At 50.6% G+C, this 20,602-nt stretch carries 19 protein-coding genes and 1 pseudogene; 15 read left to right on the forward strand and 5 right to left on the reverse strand.

Annotation, left to right across the window (positions count from 1 at the left end):
• Positions 1–40: 40 nt before the first annotated feature.
• Positions 41–1,519, reverse strand: coding sequence for a xylulokinase (locus EPD17_RS17240; protein WP_132055787.1), 1,479 nt, complete (start codon positions 1,517–1,519; stop codon positions 41–43).
• Positions 1,520–1,651: 132 nt separating this feature from the next.
• Here EPD17_RS17240 and EPD17_RS17245 point away from each other — a divergent pair, with 132 nt between their 5' ends.
• From EPD17_RS17245 to EPD17_RS20035, 4 genes are all read left to right on the forward strand, one after another.
• Entirely contained in the window at positions 1,652–2,506 is an 855-nt protein-coding gene (locus EPD17_RS17245) for an AraC family transcriptional regulator (protein ID WP_132055788.1), read from the forward strand.
• Between the two features lie 592 nt (positions 2,507–3,098).
• Positions 3,099–4,421, forward strand: coding sequence for a DUF2130 domain-containing protein (locus tag EPD17_RS17250; protein WP_132055789.1), 1,323 nt, complete (start codon positions 3,099–3,101; stop codon positions 4,419–4,421).
• Positions 4,422–4,674: 253 nt separating this feature from the next.
• On the forward strand, positions 4,675–5,139 hold the full coding sequence (tnpA, locus tag EPD17_RS17255; protein ID WP_132055790.1) for an IS200/IS605 family transposase: 465 nt from the start codon (positions 4,675–4,677) through the stop codon (positions 5,137–5,139).
• A gap of 34 nt (positions 5,140–5,173) precedes the next feature.
• Complete coding sequence (locus EPD17_RS20035; RefSeq protein ID WP_165929644.1) at positions 5,174–5,311, forward strand: hypothetical protein; 138 nt, start codon at positions 5,174–5,176, stop codon at positions 5,309–5,311.
• A 13-nt stretch (positions 5,312–5,324) separates the two neighbouring features.
• Here the strand turns inward: EPD17_RS20035 and EPD17_RS17260 are convergent, their stop codons facing one another.
• Positions 5,325–5,975: a 4'-phosphopantetheinyl transferase family protein gene (locus tag EPD17_RS17260; protein ID WP_132055791.1), complete on the reverse strand. Its 651-nt coding sequence runs from the start codon at positions 5,973–5,975 to the stop codon at positions 5,325–5,327.
• 83 nt (positions 5,976–6,058) lie between these two features.
• Between EPD17_RS17260 and dcd the strand changes: the two genes are divergently transcribed.
• Positions 6,059–6,595 carry a dCTP deaminase gene (dcd, locus tag EPD17_RS17265; RefSeq protein WP_114234924.1) on the forward strand — a complete coding sequence of 179 codons (537 nt, stop codon included), beginning with the start codon at positions 6,059–6,061 and terminating at the stop codon, positions 6,593–6,595.
• Between the two features lie 642 nt (positions 6,596–7,237).
• On the opposite strand, the gene EPD17_RS17270 is transcribed toward dcd, so the two are convergent.
• Complete coding sequence (locus EPD17_RS17270; protein ID WP_132055792.1) at positions 7,238–7,711, reverse strand: TspO/MBR family protein; 474 nt, start codon at positions 7,709–7,711, stop codon at positions 7,238–7,240.
• A gap of 87 nt (positions 7,712–7,798) precedes the next feature.
• On the reverse strand, positions 7,799–8,890 hold the full coding sequence (locus EPD17_RS17275; RefSeq protein WP_240040803.1) for a DUF3810 domain-containing protein: 1,092 nt from the start codon (positions 8,888–8,890) through the stop codon (positions 7,799–7,801).
• A gap of 91 nt (positions 8,891–8,981) precedes the next feature.
• Between EPD17_RS17275 and EPD17_RS17280 the strand changes: the two genes are divergently transcribed.
• The 5 genes from EPD17_RS17280 (at position 8,982) to EPD17_RS17300 (ending at position 14,331) form a co-directional block, all read left to right on the forward strand.
• The gene (locus tag EPD17_RS17280; protein ID WP_114234920.1) at positions 8,982–9,533 is read left to right on the forward strand and encodes a YceD family protein; all 552 of its coding nucleotides are present in this window, start codon (positions 8,982–8,984) and stop codon (positions 9,531–9,533) included.
• Positions 9,534–9,708: 175 nt separating this feature from the next.
• Positions 9,709–9,903 (forward strand): 50S ribosomal protein L32, encoded by a 195-nt coding sequence (rpmF, locus tag EPD17_RS17285; protein ID WP_114234919.1) that lies wholly within the window; start codon positions 9,709–9,711, stop codon positions 9,901–9,903.
• 76 nt (positions 9,904–9,979) lie between these two features.
• Positions 9,980–10,921, forward strand: a complete 942-nt coding sequence (plsX, locus tag EPD17_RS17290) for a phosphate acyltransferase PlsX (RefSeq protein WP_132055794.1) — start codon at positions 9,980–9,982, stop codon at positions 10,919–10,921.
• A gap of 11 nt (positions 10,922–10,932) precedes the next feature.
• Positions 10,933–11,736, forward strand: a complete 804-nt coding sequence (locus EPD17_RS17295; protein ID WP_132055795.1) for a hypothetical protein — start codon at positions 10,933–10,935, stop codon at positions 11,734–11,736.
• A gap of 162 nt (positions 11,737–11,898) precedes the next feature.
• Positions 11,899–14,331 carry a TonB-dependent receptor gene (locus EPD17_RS17300; RefSeq protein ID WP_240040656.1) on the forward strand — a complete coding sequence of 811 codons (2,433 nt, stop codon included), beginning with the start codon at positions 11,899–11,901 and terminating at the stop codon, positions 14,329–14,331.
• An 85-nt stretch (positions 14,332–14,416) separates the two neighbouring features.
• Here EPD17_RS17300 and EPD17_RS17305 read toward each other — a convergent pair whose 3' ends face one another.
• Entirely contained in the window at positions 14,417–15,667 is a 1,251-nt protein-coding gene (locus EPD17_RS17305) for a hypothetical protein (RefSeq protein ID WP_132055796.1), read from the reverse strand.
• A gap of 181 nt (positions 15,668–15,848) precedes the next feature.
• On the opposite strand from EPD17_RS17305, the gene EPD17_RS17310 reads away from it, so the two are divergent.
• The 5 genes and pseudogenes from EPD17_RS17310 to EPD17_RS20420 all read left to right on the forward strand — a co-directional run.
• Complete coding sequence (locus tag EPD17_RS17310) at positions 15,849–16,040, forward strand: hypothetical protein (RefSeq protein WP_132055797.1); 192 nt, start codon at positions 15,849–15,851, stop codon at positions 16,038–16,040.
• 215 nt (positions 16,041–16,255) lie between these two features.
• On the forward strand, positions 16,256–17,005 hold the full coding sequence (gene cmoA, locus EPD17_RS17315) for a carboxy-S-adenosyl-L-methionine synthase CmoA (RefSeq protein ID WP_204743215.1): 750 nt from the start codon (positions 16,256–16,258) through the stop codon (positions 17,003–17,005).
• Positions 17,006–17,009: 4 nt separating this feature from the next.
• A complete protein-coding gene (locus EPD17_RS17320; protein ID WP_132055798.1) occupies positions 17,010–17,735 on the forward strand; it encodes a methyltransferase family protein in 726 nt (241 codons plus the stop codon).
• Positions 17,736–17,811: 76 nt separating this feature from the next.
• Positions 17,812–19,056: a family 1 glycosylhydrolase gene (locus tag EPD17_RS17325; protein ID WP_132055799.1), complete on the forward strand. Its 1,245-nt coding sequence runs from the start codon at positions 17,812–17,814 to the stop codon at positions 19,054–19,056.
• A 334-nt stretch (positions 19,057–19,390) separates the two neighbouring features.
• Positions 19,391–19,870: pseudogene (locus EPD17_RS20420) on the forward strand (PKD domain-containing protein); the annotation flags it as partial.
• Positions 19,871–20,602 lie beyond the last annotated feature (732 nt).

Consider the following 20,602-nt stretch of genomic DNA (forward strand, 5'->3'; position numbering starts at 1 on the left):
ATGTTTATTGATTAAAGAATTTAAGTTCTGATTATTGATCCTACAAGTGCTGCAGCAAAGCTTTTTTCCACTGCTGGTACAGCTCTTCGTACCGCGGTTGCAAAGCACCGGGTTCTACCAGCGCCAGCGGCTTCATATTGCGGAAAGCTTCTTCTTCCGTTTTATAAATGCCGGCGCCAATGCCTGCACCCAGTGCAGCCCCCACCGATCCGTCGCAAGGGTATAGTTCTACTGGCACGCCGGTTACATTTACAAATGCTTCGGTAAATACGGGGCTTAAAAACATGTTGGCCTTGCCTGCACGGATGATGGCCGGGTTCATGCCGTTTTCCCGCATGATGTCGAGGCCGTAGCGAAAAGCAAACGCAATCCCTTCCTGCCCGGCACGAATGAGGTGTGCACGGCTGTGCAGGTTCAGGTCGAGGCAGTGCAGGTGTGCACCTATCAGTTTATTGCCCAGCATGCGTTCGGCGCCGTTACCAAAAGGCAGTACCAGCAAGCCATCGCTGCCCGGTACCACCGATGCCGCTTCTTCGTTCAACTGCGCATAACCTACACCGGGAGCCACCGTATCGCGCAGCCAGCGGTTGAGGATGCCCGTACCGTTGATGCAGAGCAGCACGCCCAGGCGCTTTTGATCGCCGCTGTGGTTAACGTGGGCAAATGTGTTGATGCGGCTTTGCGGATCGTACGTCAGCTGGTCCGAAATGCCGTAAATAACGCCGGATGTACCGGCAGTGGCGGCTACTTCGCCGGGCTGCAGCACGTTCAGGGAAAGGGCGTTGTTGGGTTGGTCGCCCGATTTATAACTTACCGGGATGCCGGCCTTTAGGCCCAGTGCATCGGCAATTTTTTCTTGTAAATATCCATGCTCCGAAAAAGTAGGCTGCACTTGCGGAATAAGGCTCCTTTCAAAACCAAAAGCACGCAGCACATCTTCCGAAATTGTTTCGTCCTGGAAGTCCCAGAAAATGCCCTCGGAAAGCGATGATGGAGAGATGGTGGCGGTGCCGGTAAGCTTCAGGGCAATGTAATCGCCGGGCAGCATTACCTGCGCAATTTTTTGAAACACCTGCGGCTCTTTTTCTTTTACCCAGGCCAGTTTGGCCGCAGTAAAATTGCCAGGAGAATTGAGTAGGTGAGAAAGGCTGCGCTCCTCGCCTATTTGCTGGAATGCTTTTTCGCCGTAAGGAATGGCGCGGCTATCGCACCAAATAATTGAATCGCGCAGTGCATTGCCGTTGCTATCCACCGTAACCAGTCCGTGCATTTGGTATGCAATACCAATAGCGGCAATATCGGTTGGTGCAAAATCGTTGCCCACGGTAGCCTTGCGGATGGCGCCCTGCACGTTCTCCCACCATTCGTCGGGGTTCTGCTCGGCCCAACCTGGCTGTAGCGCTTTGATGCCGGTCTCTTTTTCGGGGTACTGCGCCTGCGACAACACCTGGCCGGTTTCGGCATCAACAACAGAAGCTTTAATGGAGGACGTTCCTAGATCAATTCCAAGCAGGAGCATGGGCAAGCCGTTTAAATATGGTGGGCAAATTAGACCTGTTTGCCGGGGCAGCCTACTACTTTTTTATTGATTCCTTATTCGATCTTATTCGGATTGTTATTTTACGGAAATAATAATGCTTAATATTGTTGCATGAGGTTGCTTGTTGAAAAACTCCCGCTCAGCGAAAACACATCGTTTGTGGCCCGCACCCACCGCACCCCGCATTTTGAAGTGCCCTGGCACCAGCACGAGGAGTATGAGTTGATCTTATTTACCGAAGGTGCCGGAATGAGCTTTGTGGGCAACCATGTGGGTGAGTTTGAAGTGGGCGATGTGTATTTTTTGGGCGCCAACCTGCCGCATACTTTTCAAAAACGCGGCGACCTGGTGACGAGTGCCGTAGTGGTGCAATTTCGCGATGATTTTTGGGGACCGCAGTTTTTGGAGCTGCCCGAAAGCCGTGGCGTAAAGAAATTATTGCAGTCGGCAGCACAGGGTTTTAAAGCAAAAGGAAGCCTGCCGCAAAAGCTGGACCCCCTGATCAAGCAGCTCGAAGCCGCCCGTGGCTTTGAACGGCTGTTGCTCCTGGGCCAATGCCTGCACCTGCTAGCCGGCAGCACTGAATGGGACCCGCTGTCCACGCAGGAACTGCGTCCCCTGCAGCTCCGCGACCAGGAGCGCATCGACCGCATTTTCCAACACACCATGACGCATTTCCGTGAGCCCATTTCGCTGGAAGAAATTGCAGCCGTGGCCCGAATGAGCATTCCTGCTTTTTGCGCTTATTTTAAAAAGCGCACCAAAAAAACCTACATCGATTTTGTAAACGAAATGCGCATCGGCTACGCCTGCACGCTGCTTGCCGATACAGAGCAAACGGTGCTGCAGGTTTCGTACGACAGTGGGTTTAATACCATTGCGCATTTCAATAAACAGTTTTTGAAACTAAAAGGCATGACGCCGTCAAGGTTTCGGAAAACGTTTGAGGAGTCGTCGTATGCGTGAGGAGGCGGGGACGTGAAACGTGAAACGTCAATCGTGAATAGGGAGTTATGAGTAGGCAGTTCGATGTGAAATGGTTTTTAATTTTTTATGGAGCGTTTGCTTTTTTATTATTCGGCCCTTTTCATTATCAATTACTTTATCTATTCCTAAACCGCTTTTCGTAATTCAAACACCTTTTTTATCTCTCATCGTTTGGTTGTCATTCAGCCTTGTTGTTTGTCATCCCGACGCAGGAGGGATCTCCGTGGTGCATGATTGTAATCTTTGCAACACTCAGATGCTTCGCTGCGCTCAGCATGACAACGGCAAAACACTGATGTGATTGCGGAAATATTACAGCGTGATATTTTGCATTTGAACACACCTGTCGCAATTATTATCCTTGTTCCGAAGAACAAATAAAAAACGCCCACTATCTACTCGCAACTCACGACTCATAACTCACAACGCCTCCCCCTTCACGATTGACGTTTCACGTTTCACGACCTCATTCACCATTGCCCATTCAGCATTCACCACTTCCCCTCACAACTTTTCCACACCTTGCTAAACATTTTAGGAAACGGCCGTACTTTGTATGAAATAAGATAGTATGCCAACACATATAAAATGCCCTACATGTGCCACTGCTTTTGATGTGGAAGATGTGCTGTCGGCGGATGTGGAACAGCGCCTGAAAAGGCAATATGAACAACAACAGCAACAGCTGCTGACCCAACTGGGCGCCGAGAAAAAGAAGCTGGAAGACGAGCAGCGTTCCTTTGAGGAAAAACGCAAAAACCAGAACGAACTGTTTGTGCAAAAGCTGCAGCAGGAAAAAGCAAAGCTGGAAGCACAAATGCAGGCCGACCGCCAGAAGATGGAAACCGAAATGCAGCAACAAATCCGCAAATCGGTGGCTGCCGATTTTGAAAACCAGTTGCGCCTGCTAAAAGAATCGGACCGCGAGAAAGAAGAAAAACTGCGCACTGCCCAGCAAAAAGAACTGGAGTTTATGCGCAAAGAGCAGGAACTGAAAACACGGGAGGCCGAACTGGAACTGGTGCTGCAAAAAAAGCTGCTGCAGGAGCGTAATAATTTAACGGAGCAAATCCGCAAAGAAGAAGAACAACGCATTTCCATAAAAGAAGAAGAGCACCGCTTTCGGGTAAAAGACCTGGAGCTGCAACTGGACGAACAAAAGCGCCTGATTGAAGAAATGAAACGCCGCGCCGAACAAGGCTCCATGCAGCGCCAGGGCGAAGTGCAGGAATTGGTGCTGGAAGAATTGCTCAAAGATCATTTTCCTTTTGACCTGATTGGCGAAGTGGGCAAAGGTGTGGAAGGCGCCGATTGTATTCAAACCGTTCGCAACCGCAACGGGCAGGATTGCGGCACGATCATTTTTGAAAGCAAACGCACCAAAACCTTCAACAACGCGTGGATCGACAAACTGAAAGCCGACATGCGCAGCAAGGGCGCTGATGTGGCCATCCTGGTAACGCAGGCTTATCCCAAAGAAATGACCTGCTTTGGCGAGAAAGACGGCGTGTGGATCTGCTCCTTTGCCGAAGTGCTGGCGCTTACCAATGCCCTGCGCCACACCATCATCCGCGTATCGGAAACCACCAAGGCGGAAGAAAACAAAGGCGAGAAGATGCAGATGCTCTACACCTACCTCACAGGCAACGAATTTCGGCAAAGCATTGAAACCATCGTGGAAGGCTTTTTGTCGATGAAAAACAACATTACAAAGGAGCGCATCCAGATGGAAAAGATGTGGAAGGAACGCGAAAAGCAACTGGAAAAAGTGTTGCTCAGTACATCAGGCTTGTACGGCTCGATTAAAGGCATTGCCGGTGCATCCATTGGCAGTATTGCCTTGTTGGAAGAGGGTATGGAGGAAGAGGAAGAAAGCCCGCTGCTGTTGAAGTAGCAATGGCATGACTGAGGCAAATGCAATTTGCCCAACCTTATTTGTGTAAACAAAAAGAGCAGAACGAAATACCGTTTTGCTCTTTTTGTTTTTTAAAGTACTCCAAACGACAAAGCGCAGTTGCGAACAAACATCGAAATCATTCGGCGAAAGATAGTGGGCATCGCCCACACCCGTCGGTAGCAAATGCAACACCTGCATATTATCTTGTTGGGCGTAGCTCAACCCTGTGCTACAAATCAAACCGAAACTAATGGCCAACACATACACCCAATTATTTGTACACATTGTATTTGCGGTGCAGGGCCGGCAGAACATCATTGCACCGGCACACCGCGAAACGCTACACCGATACATCACCACCGTGCTCCAGGCAGACGGGCACAAAATGCTGGCGATTTTCTGTATGCCCGATCATGTTCATTTGCTTGCCGGTATCAATCCCGCAATTGCTCTTTCGGACCTGGTGCTGGATACAAAACGGGCATCCACCAATTTCATCAACAACAACCGTTTGGTTCCCGGCCATTTTCATTGGCAAAAAGGTTATGGCGCATTTAGTTATTCCAAAAGTCAATTGCCGCAGGTGATCCGATACATTTTAAATCAGGAAACACACCACCAACGCAAAACATTCCAGCAAGAATATCTCGAATTCCTGCACATTTTTGACATTGCATACAACGATCAATATGTGTTTGAATTTTATGAAGGGTGATGGGGTTGGGCTACGCCCAACATCCAAAGGGCGAATGTATTTGCTACCAACGGGTATGGGCTACGCCCATTTCAATGCATCCAACCAATTTTCCTTTCATTTTGATGCGCTACTATTAAACCTGCAATTGGCGGAATATTATTTCCATGCGCTGATGAATGCATCTACCTAACATCCAAGCTTCATCACCCCACCACATAACTCAACCACACCCCATCCAACAACCGCGAATGAACTTCCAATGCTTCCGGTTCCTCTTTCTGAAACACTACCTGCATCACCATTCTACCTGCGCCGTCGGCGGCACATTGTCCAATCTGGATATGTTCTTTAAAATCCACTTCGCCGGCGCCATACCATTTAAATACCGCTTCCTTGCAACTCCAGATCAACGTTGCTACCAACGCATCTAATGCTGCACTGCCGGCATGCACACTACCCCATGCAGCAAGTACACCTGCCCACTCGGCGTCAGATGCAAACTTGTGCCGGATGCGCACAGCCTTCTCCGTTACCACCTCAATGTCTACCCCCACGCGGCTATGGCGGCTTATGATTGCCGCGGCATAATCGCTGCAGTGCGAAATTGAAAAATGATAGGCCTCGTCTTCCAAAAATGGCTTGCGGGTTTCGGCAATGCGAATCAGCTCCATCGGGAAGTTAGGTGCTAGGTGGCGCAGCAGGTAGCGGCCCGCCAGGTGCTGCAGCCGTTTGTGCGGGTGGCTCACAGCCCGCTGCGGCACTGCACGACAGCGGTAAAATTCCTCGTCTTCCAGGATATGCCATACCGCCAGCGAGGTATCGTCGTTAATGGTCCGTTGAAAAAGAAGCGGCATGATGCTGATTTTTGTTACTTTGCCCCGCAGCACAAGCGGCGCCGGGCGCCACAAATTTGCACCAATAAAATTCAACAGCACCCATGATCCTTTCCGATAAGCGCATTTTGGAAGAAATTGAAGCCGGAACTATCAAGATTGAACCATACCGCCGCGAGTGCCTGGGCAGCAACAGCTACGATGTACACCTGGGCAAAACCCTGGCCACTTACCGCGAACATATCCTGGATGCCAAAAAACATAACACCATCGAAACCTTCGAAATTCCCGAAGAAGGCTTTGTGTTGTACCCGCACATCTTTTACCTCGGCGTCACCGAGGAGTACACCGAAACCCATGCGCATGTGCCTTTTCTGGAAGGCAAGTCATCTACCGGTCGCCTGGGCATTGATATACATGCCACAGCAGGCAAAGGCGATGTTGGTTTTTGCGGCAACTGGACGCTGGAAATTTCGGTAAAGCAACCCGTGCGGGTGTATGCCGGCATGCCCATTGGTCAGCTCATTTACTTCCCTGTGGATGGCGAAATTGAGATCAAATACAACCAAAAGGCAAATGCCAAATACAGCGGCCAACCCAACCGCCCTGTGGAAAGCATGATGTGGAAGAATAAGTTTTAACGCCTGTTTTCGTCAACGATATTTTTACAGATTCCATCCCTTCAAGAGATGGAATCTTTTTTATGTAGCCAGCCTTAGTAATTCTTTTGGGCTGCTGTTGCGTCGCACACTTGTACGTTCTGTAATGCTATTGTGCTTTGCTCATGCACCTGTAGTAAACCTTCGCCTTTAGGCAATGTCATGCCGAACTTGTTTCGGCATCTCCTACATCTCGCGGAGTTTACTAAAGCGCAAGGAGATGCCGAAACAAGTTCGGCATGACAGTCTCTAACTGAAATAATTGTCCTACACCAACGCTGAAATCATACTCTTTGATTGCAATGCTCTTTACCCACCAATCACACTTTTTGCCCTGTCATCCTGAGCGCAGCGAAGGATCTGAGCCTGCACCAACACCACTTTCAAAGAAAAAGTAATCCCACGCTTTCAGCATCATATTTTGCAACTACAACACTCAGCTGCCTCGCTGCGCTCAGCATGACAAAGGCAAGACCCTGCACATCAACACCAAAAGCCTCAATGAGCAGCATGAAAAAACAAAAAAGCCACACGGATCAAAACCCGCATGGCCTTTATCGAACAAATACAATAACCACGCTCACAGTCAAAACAAATGCATCACAACGAAATAGCCACCCCACCCTACTGGTTCAAATGCCAGATCGTTGCGGTAAGGATGCTGGCAAAACTCACCCAGGCAATATAAGGCACCATCAGCCAGGCCGCCGTTTTACTGATGCGGGCAAAAGCAAATATGGTGAGCAAAATGGCAATCCACAGCACAATGATCTCCACCAGTGCCCAGCCCAGTTGGTGCGCCCCGAAAAAGATGAGCGTCCACAAAAAGTTCAGCACCAGTTGCACCACCCACAGGGTCATGGCGGGGCGCTTTACTTTTTCCGGTGCGTTGCTTTTCCACACCAGGTAAAAAGCAATGCCCATCAGCACATACAGCGTGGTCCACACCGGCCCGAATATATAGCCCGGTGGGTTCCAGGATGGTTTTTGAATCTGCTGGTACCAGCTGCTTTCGCCAGTGTCGGTAAACAATACGCCGGACAAGCCAGCAATTTGCGGCACTGCCAGTGCAATCAATAATTTAACCCAGTTCTTCATTGTTCCATTTTTGTGGTTAACAAAAATCTGTTCCAGTGGTTGCACTACCTCATTAATCGTTCCAACCCCAACGCATAGCCGCAAAAATCAAATAGCAGTGCGGCCATGCTTTTTCCCAAAAGCCACCAGCCACGACACCACCTCGTTGTAAGCCAGCTTGCCCTGCGGCTGTTTGTTCCAGCGCAGGTAGGCATCATAAAACCAGGACATATAGGGCTCCACAGGGTTGCGGCTGCGCTCCAGGTATTGGGCAAGCGCCTGCAGGTCGCGCTGCACCCGGGGCGGCGCCGCCTGCCGGTACTGGCGGGCCTGCGCTGTATCGCGTTGGCGTATGTCGGACAGGGTGTACAGGAACATTTCAAAATAAACGGCATAGCGCATGTGCGGGTCCGACGATTGGTGGCCGGCCAGGAAGGCCACAAAATTGGCTTCGCTTTCCTTGGCATAGCCCAATTGGTGGGCCATCTCGTGGGCCGTTACAAAAGGTTTTAAAAAAGTAGGGATTGAAGTTTTGATCTGCGCTTCGCCGGTAAATGGGTTGTAGTAGCCGGTAAAACCCACAAAATGCCCCACCGCCGAATACAGCGACGGCTTTACCGAAGGTGCCTGATAGGTTAGAAAAGGCAGCCGCTGCGCTACCTCGCTATAGGCCTGCACGCCCTGTGCCTCCAAAAAACTATTATCATCGAGGCGGGTACGGGCCGCTGTGTCAATGAGAGGCGCAGTTTCCTCCAGGCGGGTTTGCAGTTGCTGCGCCAGTATGTCCAGGTCGCGGAGCTGGTAGGGCAATACTTTCAGGTCCATTTGTGCGGCAATGCCCTGCCGGCTATAATTGAGCCCCCAAAAAGTTTGAAACACGAGGTACACTACCAGCGCACCTTTTAGCATTTGTCCCAACAGGCGCTGCAACAAATGCCGCTTTGGGCCGCCCTGCCGCCACCGGCGCACCAGCCGCGCCGCTTTCCAGATTAGAGAAATTACCGCTGCCGCATACAGCAGGTCGCCGAAGCTAAAGGGCAGCCAACCCAGCCCGGTACGCAACACTTTTGAAAAAGGCGGGTAAAAACCAAGGCTGTACCACCGCTCCACCAGCGCGGGGCTTTGGGCCAACAGCCCAAGCAGCAGGGCAACCACGAGTAAAAGGGTAACTTTGCGCAACAGAAATGGGCGGAGAAACATGCTCAACAGGGGAATGCGTTAAAATATTAGCCCAAACTAACCCATTTTGGCATAATTTCTCTACCTTTGCCCACCTTAAAAATCGAAGTCGATGAGCAGCCGCCGGGAATATGAGATTGCATTTGTGGGTCTGAAGCCGGGGTTGCACGAGTTCGTTTATAAGATAGATGACCGGTTCTTTGAGGAATATAACGAGCAGGATTTTAAAAATCCCCGCGCCGAAGTAAAGCTCATTCTGGAGAAAAACAACTCCTTTATGCTGCTGCGCTTTGAGGTGGGCGGACAGGCTGAAGTGATCTGCGACCGATGCAGCAGCAACCTGCCCCTGCAGTTGTTCGATGAATTTACCGTAACGGTAAAAATGACCGACAACCCCGATGAAGCGAACGACAGCGAGGAAGACCCGGATATTTTTTACATCAGCCGCACCGAAAGCCATATAGATGTAAAAGACTGGATCTACGAGTTTGTGAACCTGAGCATACCGATGCAAAAGACCTGTGCTTACGAAGCCATGGACGGACCGCATTGCGACCCACAGGCCCGCGAACTGCTGAACAGCATGAAGCCCGAAGAAGGCAAAGAAAACCCGGTGTGGAAAGGACTGGAACAGTTCCGCAACCTGGGCGAAGAAGAAAGTTGATAGTTGACAGATGATCGTTGATAGTGGGTTCACTTATTCACCATTGACGATTCACCATTGACCAATAGCATTACCGGACGATGAAGTGAGTGACACAACCGAAGACGAACAAAGAGACAAAAGCCGGTGACCAAAAAATAAAAACAAAATAATCAGCAATTTAAATTACTGAGTTATGCCAAACCCCAAACGCAGACATTCGCAGCAAAGAAGTGCGAAACGCAGAACCCACTACAAAGCTGTGGCTGCTACGCTTACTACCGACAGCGCAACCGGTGAAATTCATGTGCGCCACCGTGCCCACGTAAGTGAAGGCAAATTGTACTACAAAGGACAACTGGTTGCCGAAAAAGCACCGCTGAAAGCGTAAACGAACTTTTTTTGGATAAAATCCATAACCCAAAAGCCCAACGGCCGGGTTATGGATTTTTTTATTTCTGGATACCATGACAATCGGCATTGATATGATGGGCGGCGACTTTGCCCCACAGGAAGCAATTAGCGGTATTCAACAATATTTCAGTGAAACGGGCAAGCCGGCCCGCCTGGTGCTGCTGGGCGACGAAACCCAGATTGCGCCCCTGCTGGCCGCGCTGCAACTGCCCGAAGGCGCCTGCCGCCTGGTGCACGCCCCGCAGGTAATAGGCATGCACGAGCACCCCACCCGGGCACTGAAAGAAAAACAGCAATCCTCAATCGCCATTGGCTTTCACCTGCTGGCCTCTGGCAAAATGGACGCTTTTATTTCGGCGGGCAACACCGGCGCCATGCTGGTGGGTGCACTTTATAGCGTAAAAGCCCTGGAAGGCGTGCTGCGCCCCACTATTGCCACCATCATTCCCAAAGAAAACGGCGCCACCGGCCTCCTGCTCGATGTAGGACTCAACTCCGACTGCAAGCCCGAACACCTGAACCAGTTTGCCTTGATGGGTTCGGTGTATGCACAAAATATTCTGGGCATCGACAACCCACGGGTGGCCCTGCTCAATATTGGCGAGGAAGAAGGTAAAGGCAACCTGCTGGCGCAAGCCACTTATCCGCTGCTGAAAGAAAATGCGCAGATCAACTTTGTGGGCAACGTGGAAGGCCGCGACCTGCTGCTGGACAAAGCCGATGTAATGGTGTGCGACGGGTTTACCGGCAACATTATTCTGAAACTGGCCGAGTCGCTTTTTGAAGTAACGCAGAAAAAAGACATCCAGCACGAATACCTGGAGCGCTTCAATTTTGAAAACTACGGCGGCACCCCGGTGCTGGGCATTGCCAAACCCGTAGTGATCGGCCATGGCATTTCGAAAGGCAAGGCATTTAAAAACATGATCCTGCTGGCCGAGAAAATGGTGGAAAAAGAAGTGATGCAAAAACTGGCCGCCGAAGTGGTAGCTTAAGCAAAAAATTTATGGTGGTGCGGACCATTTGCCTGCTTATTGCAACCGTGTATGCGGTTGCCGGCTGCAAGCCCATTGCCGCACAACTGTACCAGCCGGTGGTGGATACTTTACTGCTGCCGCTGGGCAACGATACGGTGCAGGTGCACCAAAGCCGCTATGGCGATGCACCTGCACCGTTTTTTGTGCTGCTGCACCACAACGAGCAAACCGCTAATGAAGCCGCACAGCAGCTGCTGCAACAGCGTGGTGGTGTTTATTTGGCGGTGCAAAACGGGCGGCAGCGGCTGGTGCGTTTCCGCCTCGATGGCAAGGCCCACCAGTTTGATCCGAACCGGATGTTTACGCCACTAGGCGCAGAGCAATCGCTGAAATTATTGGGTGACTACACGCCGGCAGCACTGGAAGCAGTGTTGCAATTAAGCGATACTTTGCTTTCGCTCCTCCCCGATTCGCTGCCGCTTATTGCGGTGCACAACAACACCGAAAACGCTTACTCTTTGCTTTCTTATTTTCCAGGCGGCTCGTTTGCAAACGAAGCGGCCGATGTGTTCCGCAATGCGGAAATGGACCCCGACGATTTTGTACTCACCACCGACAGCGCACTATTTTACCAATTAAAAGAACAACGCATCAACGCCGTGCTGCAACACAACGATGGGGCGCAGGACGATGGCTCGCTGGGTTTTTTGTGGGGTAAAATGGGCCGCAGCTATACCAATGTGGAAGCACAATACGGGCATGGGCCGCAACAAACCAGGATGATTGAAGCAGTGTTGGAAGCGCTGGATAGGATGCGGTCAAACCAATACTAGCCGCACCAGTCTTTTCTTTACTGCATCGGTTGCAGGCACAAACACCTCACCTCCATTTTATCAACGCCACCGCCAGTTTTTCCGTTCTGCGTAATCACTTTTCCCGATCCGGCATATTTCCGAAAATGCAATGCCCGTGCTTTGCAAAAAATTTCCAAACAGGTGAAGAGATATATACTTTCGATGGCGGCGGTGATGGCATTGGCAACCGCCGGGGCTCAGGAAAACGGATTGGCATTTACCAGCGCACCGCCAAAAATTTTAATCGACGAAGTAAAGAATGGCATTATTGAAGGCCGCGTTACCACAACCGATACACAACCCGCAGCAGGCGTAAGCGTTGACCTGCAGGGCACGGGCAAAGGCACCATTACCGACGAATCGGGCTTTTTCCAGTTGCGCAATGTAAAACCCGGCAACTATGTGCTCGTGGTTTCGTTTGTGGGCTTGCAAACAAAACAGCAGGCAGTAGTGGTAAAAGAATCGCAAACGGTGCAACTTTCGCTTTCGCTTACCGAAGATTCACGCCAGCTGCAGGCCGTGATCATCCAGTCGTATAAAAGCCTCAACGAAAAGCCGGTGGCTATTGGCAAAGTGGCCATCGCCCCCATGGACCTGCCACAAAGCATTGCCGTAATTGGCAGCGAGGTGATCCGCGACCAGCAGGCACAGCGCCTGAGCGATGTGATTAAAAACGTAAACGGCGTTTATCTTTCCACCACCCGTGCCAGCACACAGGAAAACTTTTCGGCACGTGGCTATTCCTTTTCCAGCACCAACCTGTTTAAAAACGGTGCCCGCATCAACTCCGGCTCCATGCCCGAAATGAGCTCGCTGGAAAAAGTGGAAGTACTCAAAGGCAGCGCTGCCATTTTGTACGGGCAGGTGGCACCCGGCGGCGTGGTAAACATGGTAACCAAGCAACCCAAGTTCAGGCACGGTGGCGAAGTATCAATGCGCATTGGTTCGTATGATCTGTACAAACCCGCATTCGATATTTACGGTCCGCTCAATGGCAAGGTGGCTTACCGCATCAACGGTACTTATGAGAAGGCAGGATCATACCGCGATGTAGTCAATTCGGAGCGTTTTTATGTAAACCCTTCGCTGCTGTTCAAGTTGGGCAACCGCACCGAGCTGGTGGTGGAAGGCGATTACCTGAAGCATGATTTTACGCCTGATTTCGGTATTGGTTCCCTGGACAACACAAGTATCCCCGACGTGCCCCGCAACACATTTTACGGCACGCCCTGGCAGTATGCCCAAACACAACAGGCCACCGCAACCGCTACGGTAAAACACGAGCTGAACGATGCATGGACGCTGAACGGCTCACTGTCGTACCAGAAATACAACCGTGATTATTATTCCACCGAACGCATCCAGGCGGCCCGCAACGGCGACTGGAAGCGGCCCCTGGGCAGAACCTACACCGAAGAAGATTATTACACCGGCCAGCTGAACCTGAATGGTAAAATTAAAACCGGCCGCCTGCAACACACCACCCTGGCAGGCCTCGATGCCGACCGCTACCTCACCAATAACATTGCATTTAACCAACCCGCTATCTACGATTCGATCAATATACTCGACGCCAGCAAGTATGTGCGCCGCACCGATATCCCGGCTGCAGAGCGCATCCGTTCGGTGGATATCCCGATGAACCGCTATGGCGCGTACGTGCAGGATCTGATCCAGGTTTCTTCGAAATTCAACGTGCTGGCGGGCCTACGTTATACTTATGTGCAAACAAAGGGCGCCGACTCGACCAACCTGCTTACAGGCAAACAAAGCACCGGTAAGGACAAAACCGACAAGGCATTTTCGCCACGACTAGGGCTGGTGTACAAACCCACCGAAACCACTTCGATTTTTGCATCGTACGCCAATTCGTTTAACACAAATACCGGTGTGGATGTGGACGGAAACACGCTGAAGCCTTCGATCATTGACCAGTATGAAGTAGGTGTGAAAAACGATTTCTTTGGCGGCCGTCTTTCGGCCAACATCACGGCCTACCGCATTGTCAATAATAATTTGTCGCAAACAGCACGGTTCCTGAAAGATGGCGTAACACCTAATAACAATACCGCCATCAAAGCCCTTACCGGCCAAACCACCAGCGATGGCGTGGAGCTGGACCTGACCGGTCAGCCAATGGTTGGTCTATCGTTGCTGGCGGGCTACAGCTACAACTACATGCGCTACACCAAAACGCCTGAAGCAAAAGGCAACTTTGTGGAAGGCGAACGCCTGGTGAACACACCGGCACACACGGCCAACGCCAGTGCATTTTACACGCTGCACACCACTGCGCTAAAAGGCCTGAAACTGGGCGCCACGGCCAACTATGTGGGCAACCGCTTTGGTGGCTGGAATAACACCAAGGGACAAACGCAAACCTACTCGAGGCTGATGGAAGTGGATGGTTTTGCCACCATCGACCTGAGTGCCGGTTATACTTATAAAAAAATGTCGGTGCTGGCTAAAGTATCAAACCTGACCAACACCTACAGCTACTACATGCACGAAAACTATAGCATCAACCCCATTCCGCCGCGGCAGTTTGTGGCCACCGTTGCCTATCGTTTTTAATCAAATACCTACAAGCCTTAATGCATAGGCACCAAGCAAAAACGACGGACTTATTCAGTCCGTCGTTTTTTTTATTGTATAAATATCACACAGCCAAATGCTGCCGCTGGTACGCAACCGAAAGGCCCGCAAGCAGGCAGCCTACACCACAGTAAAAAGAAATAAGGGCTGCCGGTTGGGGTAAAAAGATAGCGGCGGCAGTAAACGCCAGCCACAACAGCAGCGCCCATTTGGTGCTTTGGCTCCAGGCCCGCTGCCACAACCGGAACATCAGCACAAATGCAACCACGCAGGCCGCCACCAACGCCCACCGGAACAGGGGCTTCTGTATGAACCCGCGATTGAGCAGATCAATACCCGCAGCAAGCGAAATAGCAAGCGCCACCAGTGCCACCAAACCAAAGAACAGTTGTTGCTGCCTGTTGGCCTGCGACCGGAAACCAAAATACAGCGCTGCTGCAAACAGCACAAAGGCAACAGCCGATGGAGCCCAGTTTTGCCCGATGCCGGTTTCGGTTTGGTGCGGTTGGTTGCTTCCAAACAACACCAGCACCAGCACCCCAGCGCCCAGCAGTGTCCAAAGCTGGCGGCAGGCCACACCACACTGTGTGCTTACCTTTATGCTGATGCCGGAATAGCCGATCTGCTTTGCTGCTTTTTTCAGGTAAGCCACGCAGGCCGCAATAAAACAAAAAGAGCCGGCCAGTTCAGAGCCTTCTTCCAGCAACAGGAGGCCCAGCGGCCGTTTCCAAAGCAGGGGGTCGGCAGCGGAGCGGTACGAGTTGATCTCGAGTTTTTCCTGGAACGGGTTGCTCAGGTACATCAGCACACCGGCAAAAAATAGCACCAGCGCCAGTGGCACCCGCCGCAGCCGCATCCAGCCAAAGGCCACCATCAGCAAGCCCACCAGGCCTACCAGTATTTCAAACAGGAACCAGCCCGAGCCATTGCTGAGCGTGGCAAACACGGATGTATCACCAATGGTTTCGTGCACCGACCCCATTTCGTCGAAAGACAGCAGGAAGAAAATAGCAGCCATAAACAGCCAGCCCACGCTGACCACTCTTTGCCAGCCGCCGCCAAACTGCTGCACATCGGATCGGTATGCACCCAGCGACAGCAAGCCCGCAATGAGCAGCAACATGCTCGAAAACCAGGCCGCAGCAACGTTTTCAATGGCGAGGCTCATTTGGCTGACCAACATTTGTTGCCAGTTATAAGGAAAGCTATTAAAATAAAGGTGGTGAAAGCTGGTGCCGGCAAGGAAGAATAGGGCCACCACTAACAGCACCCAGAGGCATTGCCTCACCCGGTAAGCAGGTACCTGAACGTTCATAAGCAGCATTTGAGGGTATGACTCGGAAAAAATTGCAATAAGGCCGGATAGCAACCTTACTGCTCAGCTTGTAAATATATAATAATATAGCACAAAATTTTTATTTGCCCTATCAGCGGCATTCGACGGGTGTAAAAAAGGGCTGGCATTGTTTTGTGGGTGTACCTTTTAAAACAAGGCTATGGCTTCAAAAGAAAACAAGGGCGGCATGCTGCGCAACGAGGACATTGAACGGGAACTGGAGCGCACCGGTGCCAACGATCTGAAAGGCGGACAGCTGCGCGGTGCACAGGACACCGGAGATGATGTGGTGCGGGAACAGGGCACGCCTGTGCAGCGGCAGGACGGTGCCGGCGAGGAAAGCGAAGAGTAATAGCAGCATGTTTGTAGCAGGTCGTTGATAGTTGTCCAGTAATCGTTCCGCCTGTTGTATGTCTGCGGAAGTGGACAGTACCTATCTGCCCATTGAACAGGTTAAAAAAAATCGGCGCGGCCCATTTATATTTCAAAACAAATTGTATCCTTTTTCGATACATTCGTATGGCTTCATTAATCCCCCTGTTTTACGATATAAGCAAACAAATGAATATGGTCAACCCGGCCGCCGGCGATGCAAAAGATGAAGTCTTCAATGCTGCAATCAAGCAGGTTTCTGATTTTAAGTTTGGCGAAAAAGTGGCCCGTGTGTTCGACGACATGGTGAACCGCTCCGTGCCTTTTTATGAGGAAATACAACGCATGGTAGCCGAGATGGCTGCCGACCATGCACAGCCCGACACCTATGTGTACGACCTGGGTTGCTCCACCGGCACCACCCTCATTAACATGGACAGCACAGTGGCCGAGGGCATTGCGTTTGTTGGCATCGACGACTCGACCGAGATGCTGGAAAAATGCCGCCATAAGTTGGCCGACATCGGCATGGAGCGCCCCTGCCAATTGGTATCTGCCGATTTGGGCGGCCCTATCACCATTACCAATGCATCGGTGGTAGTGCTGTGCCTTACGCTGCAGTTTGTGCGGCCGCTGCACCGCGAAAAACTGGTGCGTACCATTGCCGACGGACTGCAACCGGGCGGTGTTTTAATATTGGTGGAAAAGATCCTGGCCGAAGAAAGTTCATTCAACCGCGACTTCATTAAATACTATTACGACATGAAGCGCCGCCACAACTACAGCGAAATGGAAATTGCGCAAAAACGCGAAGCGCTGGAAAATGTGCTCATCCCCTACAAGCTTTCCGAAAATGTGCTGATGCTGAAAGAAGCAGGCTTTGGCCACCACGAAGTGTTTTTTAAATGGTACAATTTCGCAGGCATCATTGCGCAGAAAAAATAACCCTATGATTGCGATCGGCAACTTTTTTTTCAGGTACCGCAACCTGTTGTTCATTGTATTGTATGCAGCCCTCTTTATCCCCTCTCCACCCATTTTTTCGGCCAAAGGTTTTGGTCCGCATTATTACCTGTGGCCCATCATCCTCGGGCTGGTCATCACCATCAGCGGCCAGGCGATAAGGGGCGCCACCATTGGGCTGGCTTATATCATCCGCGGCGGCAAAGGCGGCAAAGTATACGCGGAGCAACTGGTTACTTCAGGCATCTTCAACCATTGCCGCAACCCGCTGTATGTGGGTAATATTTTGATGCTGGCAGGCGTGGGCATCTTGAGCAACTCACTGTTATACCTAACCGTATTTATCCCGCTGTTTCTTTTTATTTACCAGGCCATAGTGCTGGCCGAAGAAGCTTTTTTACGGGCCAAATTTGGGCCTACATATGATGCATACACCCAACGCGTAAATCGTTGGATACCCGACCTCCGCGGCATTGGCCGCACTTTTTCGGGTATGCATTTTAAATGGAAACGATGGATACTAAAGGAGCACACCACGCAGGCCATTTGGCTGCTCGGCATCATCCTTATTTTATTGTTCAATTACGATGCACTGACCGGCGGCGATGATGCCTTACGCAACCGCATGTTATGGATTTCCATTTCCATTTTGTTGGTGCTGTATGTGCTGGTGCGGTTTCTGAAAAAAACAGGGCGGATGCGTGATGAGTAAACATTCCGCAGGTAACAAATTTTACTTGTGGCACAGTAATTAATGCCCTTTGCCTGTACTAATAAACAGGCAGCAAATGGTCAAGAAACCGGGCATCTTTCCTACCTTTTTTATTTCGGGTTTTGAGTGTTCTTCTTTTCTTTGGAAAGACCAGGGGCGACGCAATTTAGTGGCCGAAACGGGCCACGACAAACACGCCGCTGCCGATTACCACCTGCTGCGCCAATGGGGCATTGCAGTCAGCCGCGAAGGTGTTTCGTGGCCGCATGTTGACAAAGCCGGCGTGTACGATTTTAGTTCCATCAACCCAATGATTGCCGCCATGCGGGAGCAGCAGATCCTGCCCATTTGGGACCTATGCCATTACGGCTACCCCGACGACCTGAGCCCGTATACAGATGCATTTGTTCAACGCTTTGCCGCTTATTGCAAAGCGCTGGCAAGCTATGTGGCCACACGGCTGCCGGGGCCCTATTTTTTTACACCCATCAATGAAATCACCTTCTTTTCTTTTTGCGGCGGCGAGTGGGGCTGGGTGGCACCATACACCCGGTCTAAAGCCGACCGCTTTGCATTCCGGTTGCAGTTGTGCAAAGCAGCCATTGCAGGGGTAAAAGCCATTCGCGAAGTGCTGCCCGATGCCCGCATGATCCACATCGATCCGCTGGTGCAGGTAGTGGCCCCCAGGGATCGCCCCGACCAACAGGCCGCTGCCCACCACGAAACATTTGTAGATACTTTTTTAGCATGGGATGTATTGTATGGAAAAGTGCATCCCGAGCTGGGCGGCGCACCGGAGATACTGGATATTGTAGGTGCCAACAACTATTCGTTCGGGCAGATGGAATACCGCGAAAAAGGCCCCCACAAAGCACTTGAGCCGCACGACGACCGCATTAAACCGCTGTGCGACCTGCTGCGGCTGGTGTGGGAACGGTACCACCGGCCCATGATCATTGGCGAAACCAGCGGCATGAACGAAGGCCGTGTGGACTGGCTGCGCGATGTAATGGAAGAATCGTTGGCCGCGGTGGCGTCAGGCATCGACCTGCACGGCATTTGCCTGTTTCCGGCGGTGGATATGCCCGACTGGCACACCGGCCAATGGCTGCACAACGGCCTGTGCGATGTGGTGCCTGAAGGCGATGATTTGAAACGGGTACCCTACCATCCTTATATAGCCGAACTGCGCCGCTGGCAAAAAGAACTGAACCGCGTAACCGAACTGGATGACGACCCGTTCAGCGACCCGGTGGAACTGCAGGATGTGATTGATGCAGCAAAAAGGTTGAACAAGCAACCCGATGCCAATTGGCATTAGTGCAGGCGCTGGGCGTTGTAATATTCTAAAAAATAAATTCCTGTTTACACACATTGCAGCCGTTGCAAAATGCTATGACACGCTACCCACAAAGAACAGCGGCTTACAAAATCGCTATACCGGTAAATGCTTAACCGTCAGTTGAATACATGCACTTGCGGTTGGCACCTTCCAATTGCAATAGGCATTGCTTCACGTTCCCTGTTCGTTTTTGGGCATCAAGAAAATTGTTGAAAACTGGCACCACAGCGGCGTTCAGGCGCATACGCCATTATAATGTTTTCAACCCTTTTATTACCTTGCCCCAAATTCAGAACCAGAACCAACTGCCACCATGAAGCGGACCTTATGTCTACTTGCTGCTTTTTTATTCATTGCGTTTACAGGTTTCAGCCAATCCATCAAATACACCGGCAACCTTTGCCAGGGCGGCTCATTAGTTCTTACGGTTGACGGTGCACCGGCCGGGGCAACTTTTCAGTGGTTGAAAGATAAAATTGCTGTTCCTACCGCAAGAGCAGCTAACCATACGATAGACAAGCCTGGCTCCTATTCTGTAATTGTTAATTCAGGCGACACGCTTAAGGCGGTGGATATAACGGAAAAAGCGAATCCTACTGCCAATTTTGCGTTTGATCCGGCAGGTCTTTGTGCAACAGTTCCAATAAAGTTTACCAATAGTTCAACGGGTTCTAACCTTACTTATTCCTGGAACTTTGATGATGTCGCATCAAGTAATAACAACTCCTCAACTGCAGCAAACCCAAGCCATCGCTTTCGAGGAAATGCAGGAAATAGTTCGCAGTCATTTGATGTTCGCTTATCAGTGACAAATGCCGATGGTTGCACAAATTCGATAGTGAAAAAGGTTGCAGTTAAGCAAACACCAAGCACTGAGTTGAATGGGACAGGGTCTACATTATATAACGGACTACCCTACTTTACTCAATGTAGTTCAACTCCTTCGCAATTCAACTTTACAAATGGTTCCACTACTCAATCAACAAATACTAACTATGAAATTCAATGGGGCGATGGAAGCACTAACTATTCATCAGCAACATTTAGTTCGCTATTAAATCATACATACAATGTTGGTGTCTACAAGCTATTGTTTATTGTTACTGGTCAAAACGGATGTAAGGATACTGGTACATACAACGTGTTTGTTGGCAGTAACCCTGCTGTTGGATTTGGCACTCGGGGAAATACCGTAATTTGCTCAGGCAGTTCGCTCACTTTTGATATTTCGAACACTACGAATAACCCACCCGGCACCAACTATACGGTAACATTTAACGATGAAACTGCGCCGATTAATTTTACCCATCCAGTACCTCTGGAAGTCACACATTTATTTGAAATAGGCTCTTGCGGGAAGGTTAGTGGATCATTCAATAATTCATTTTCTGCTTCTATTCAAGCTTCAAATCCTTGCGGCACTTCTGCAGCGACTGTTGCTCCGATTTATGTTTCAGAAAAAACAAAACCTGCAATTACAATTTCTCCAAAAGATACTGTATGTGTCAATACTCAAGTAACCGTA

Origin of the sequence: Pseudocnuella soli (assembly GCF_004347775.1) — a bacterium.
Classification (GTDB): Bacteria; Bacteroidota; Bacteroidia; order Chitinophagales; family Chitinophagaceae; genus Flavisolibacter; species Flavisolibacter aquaticus.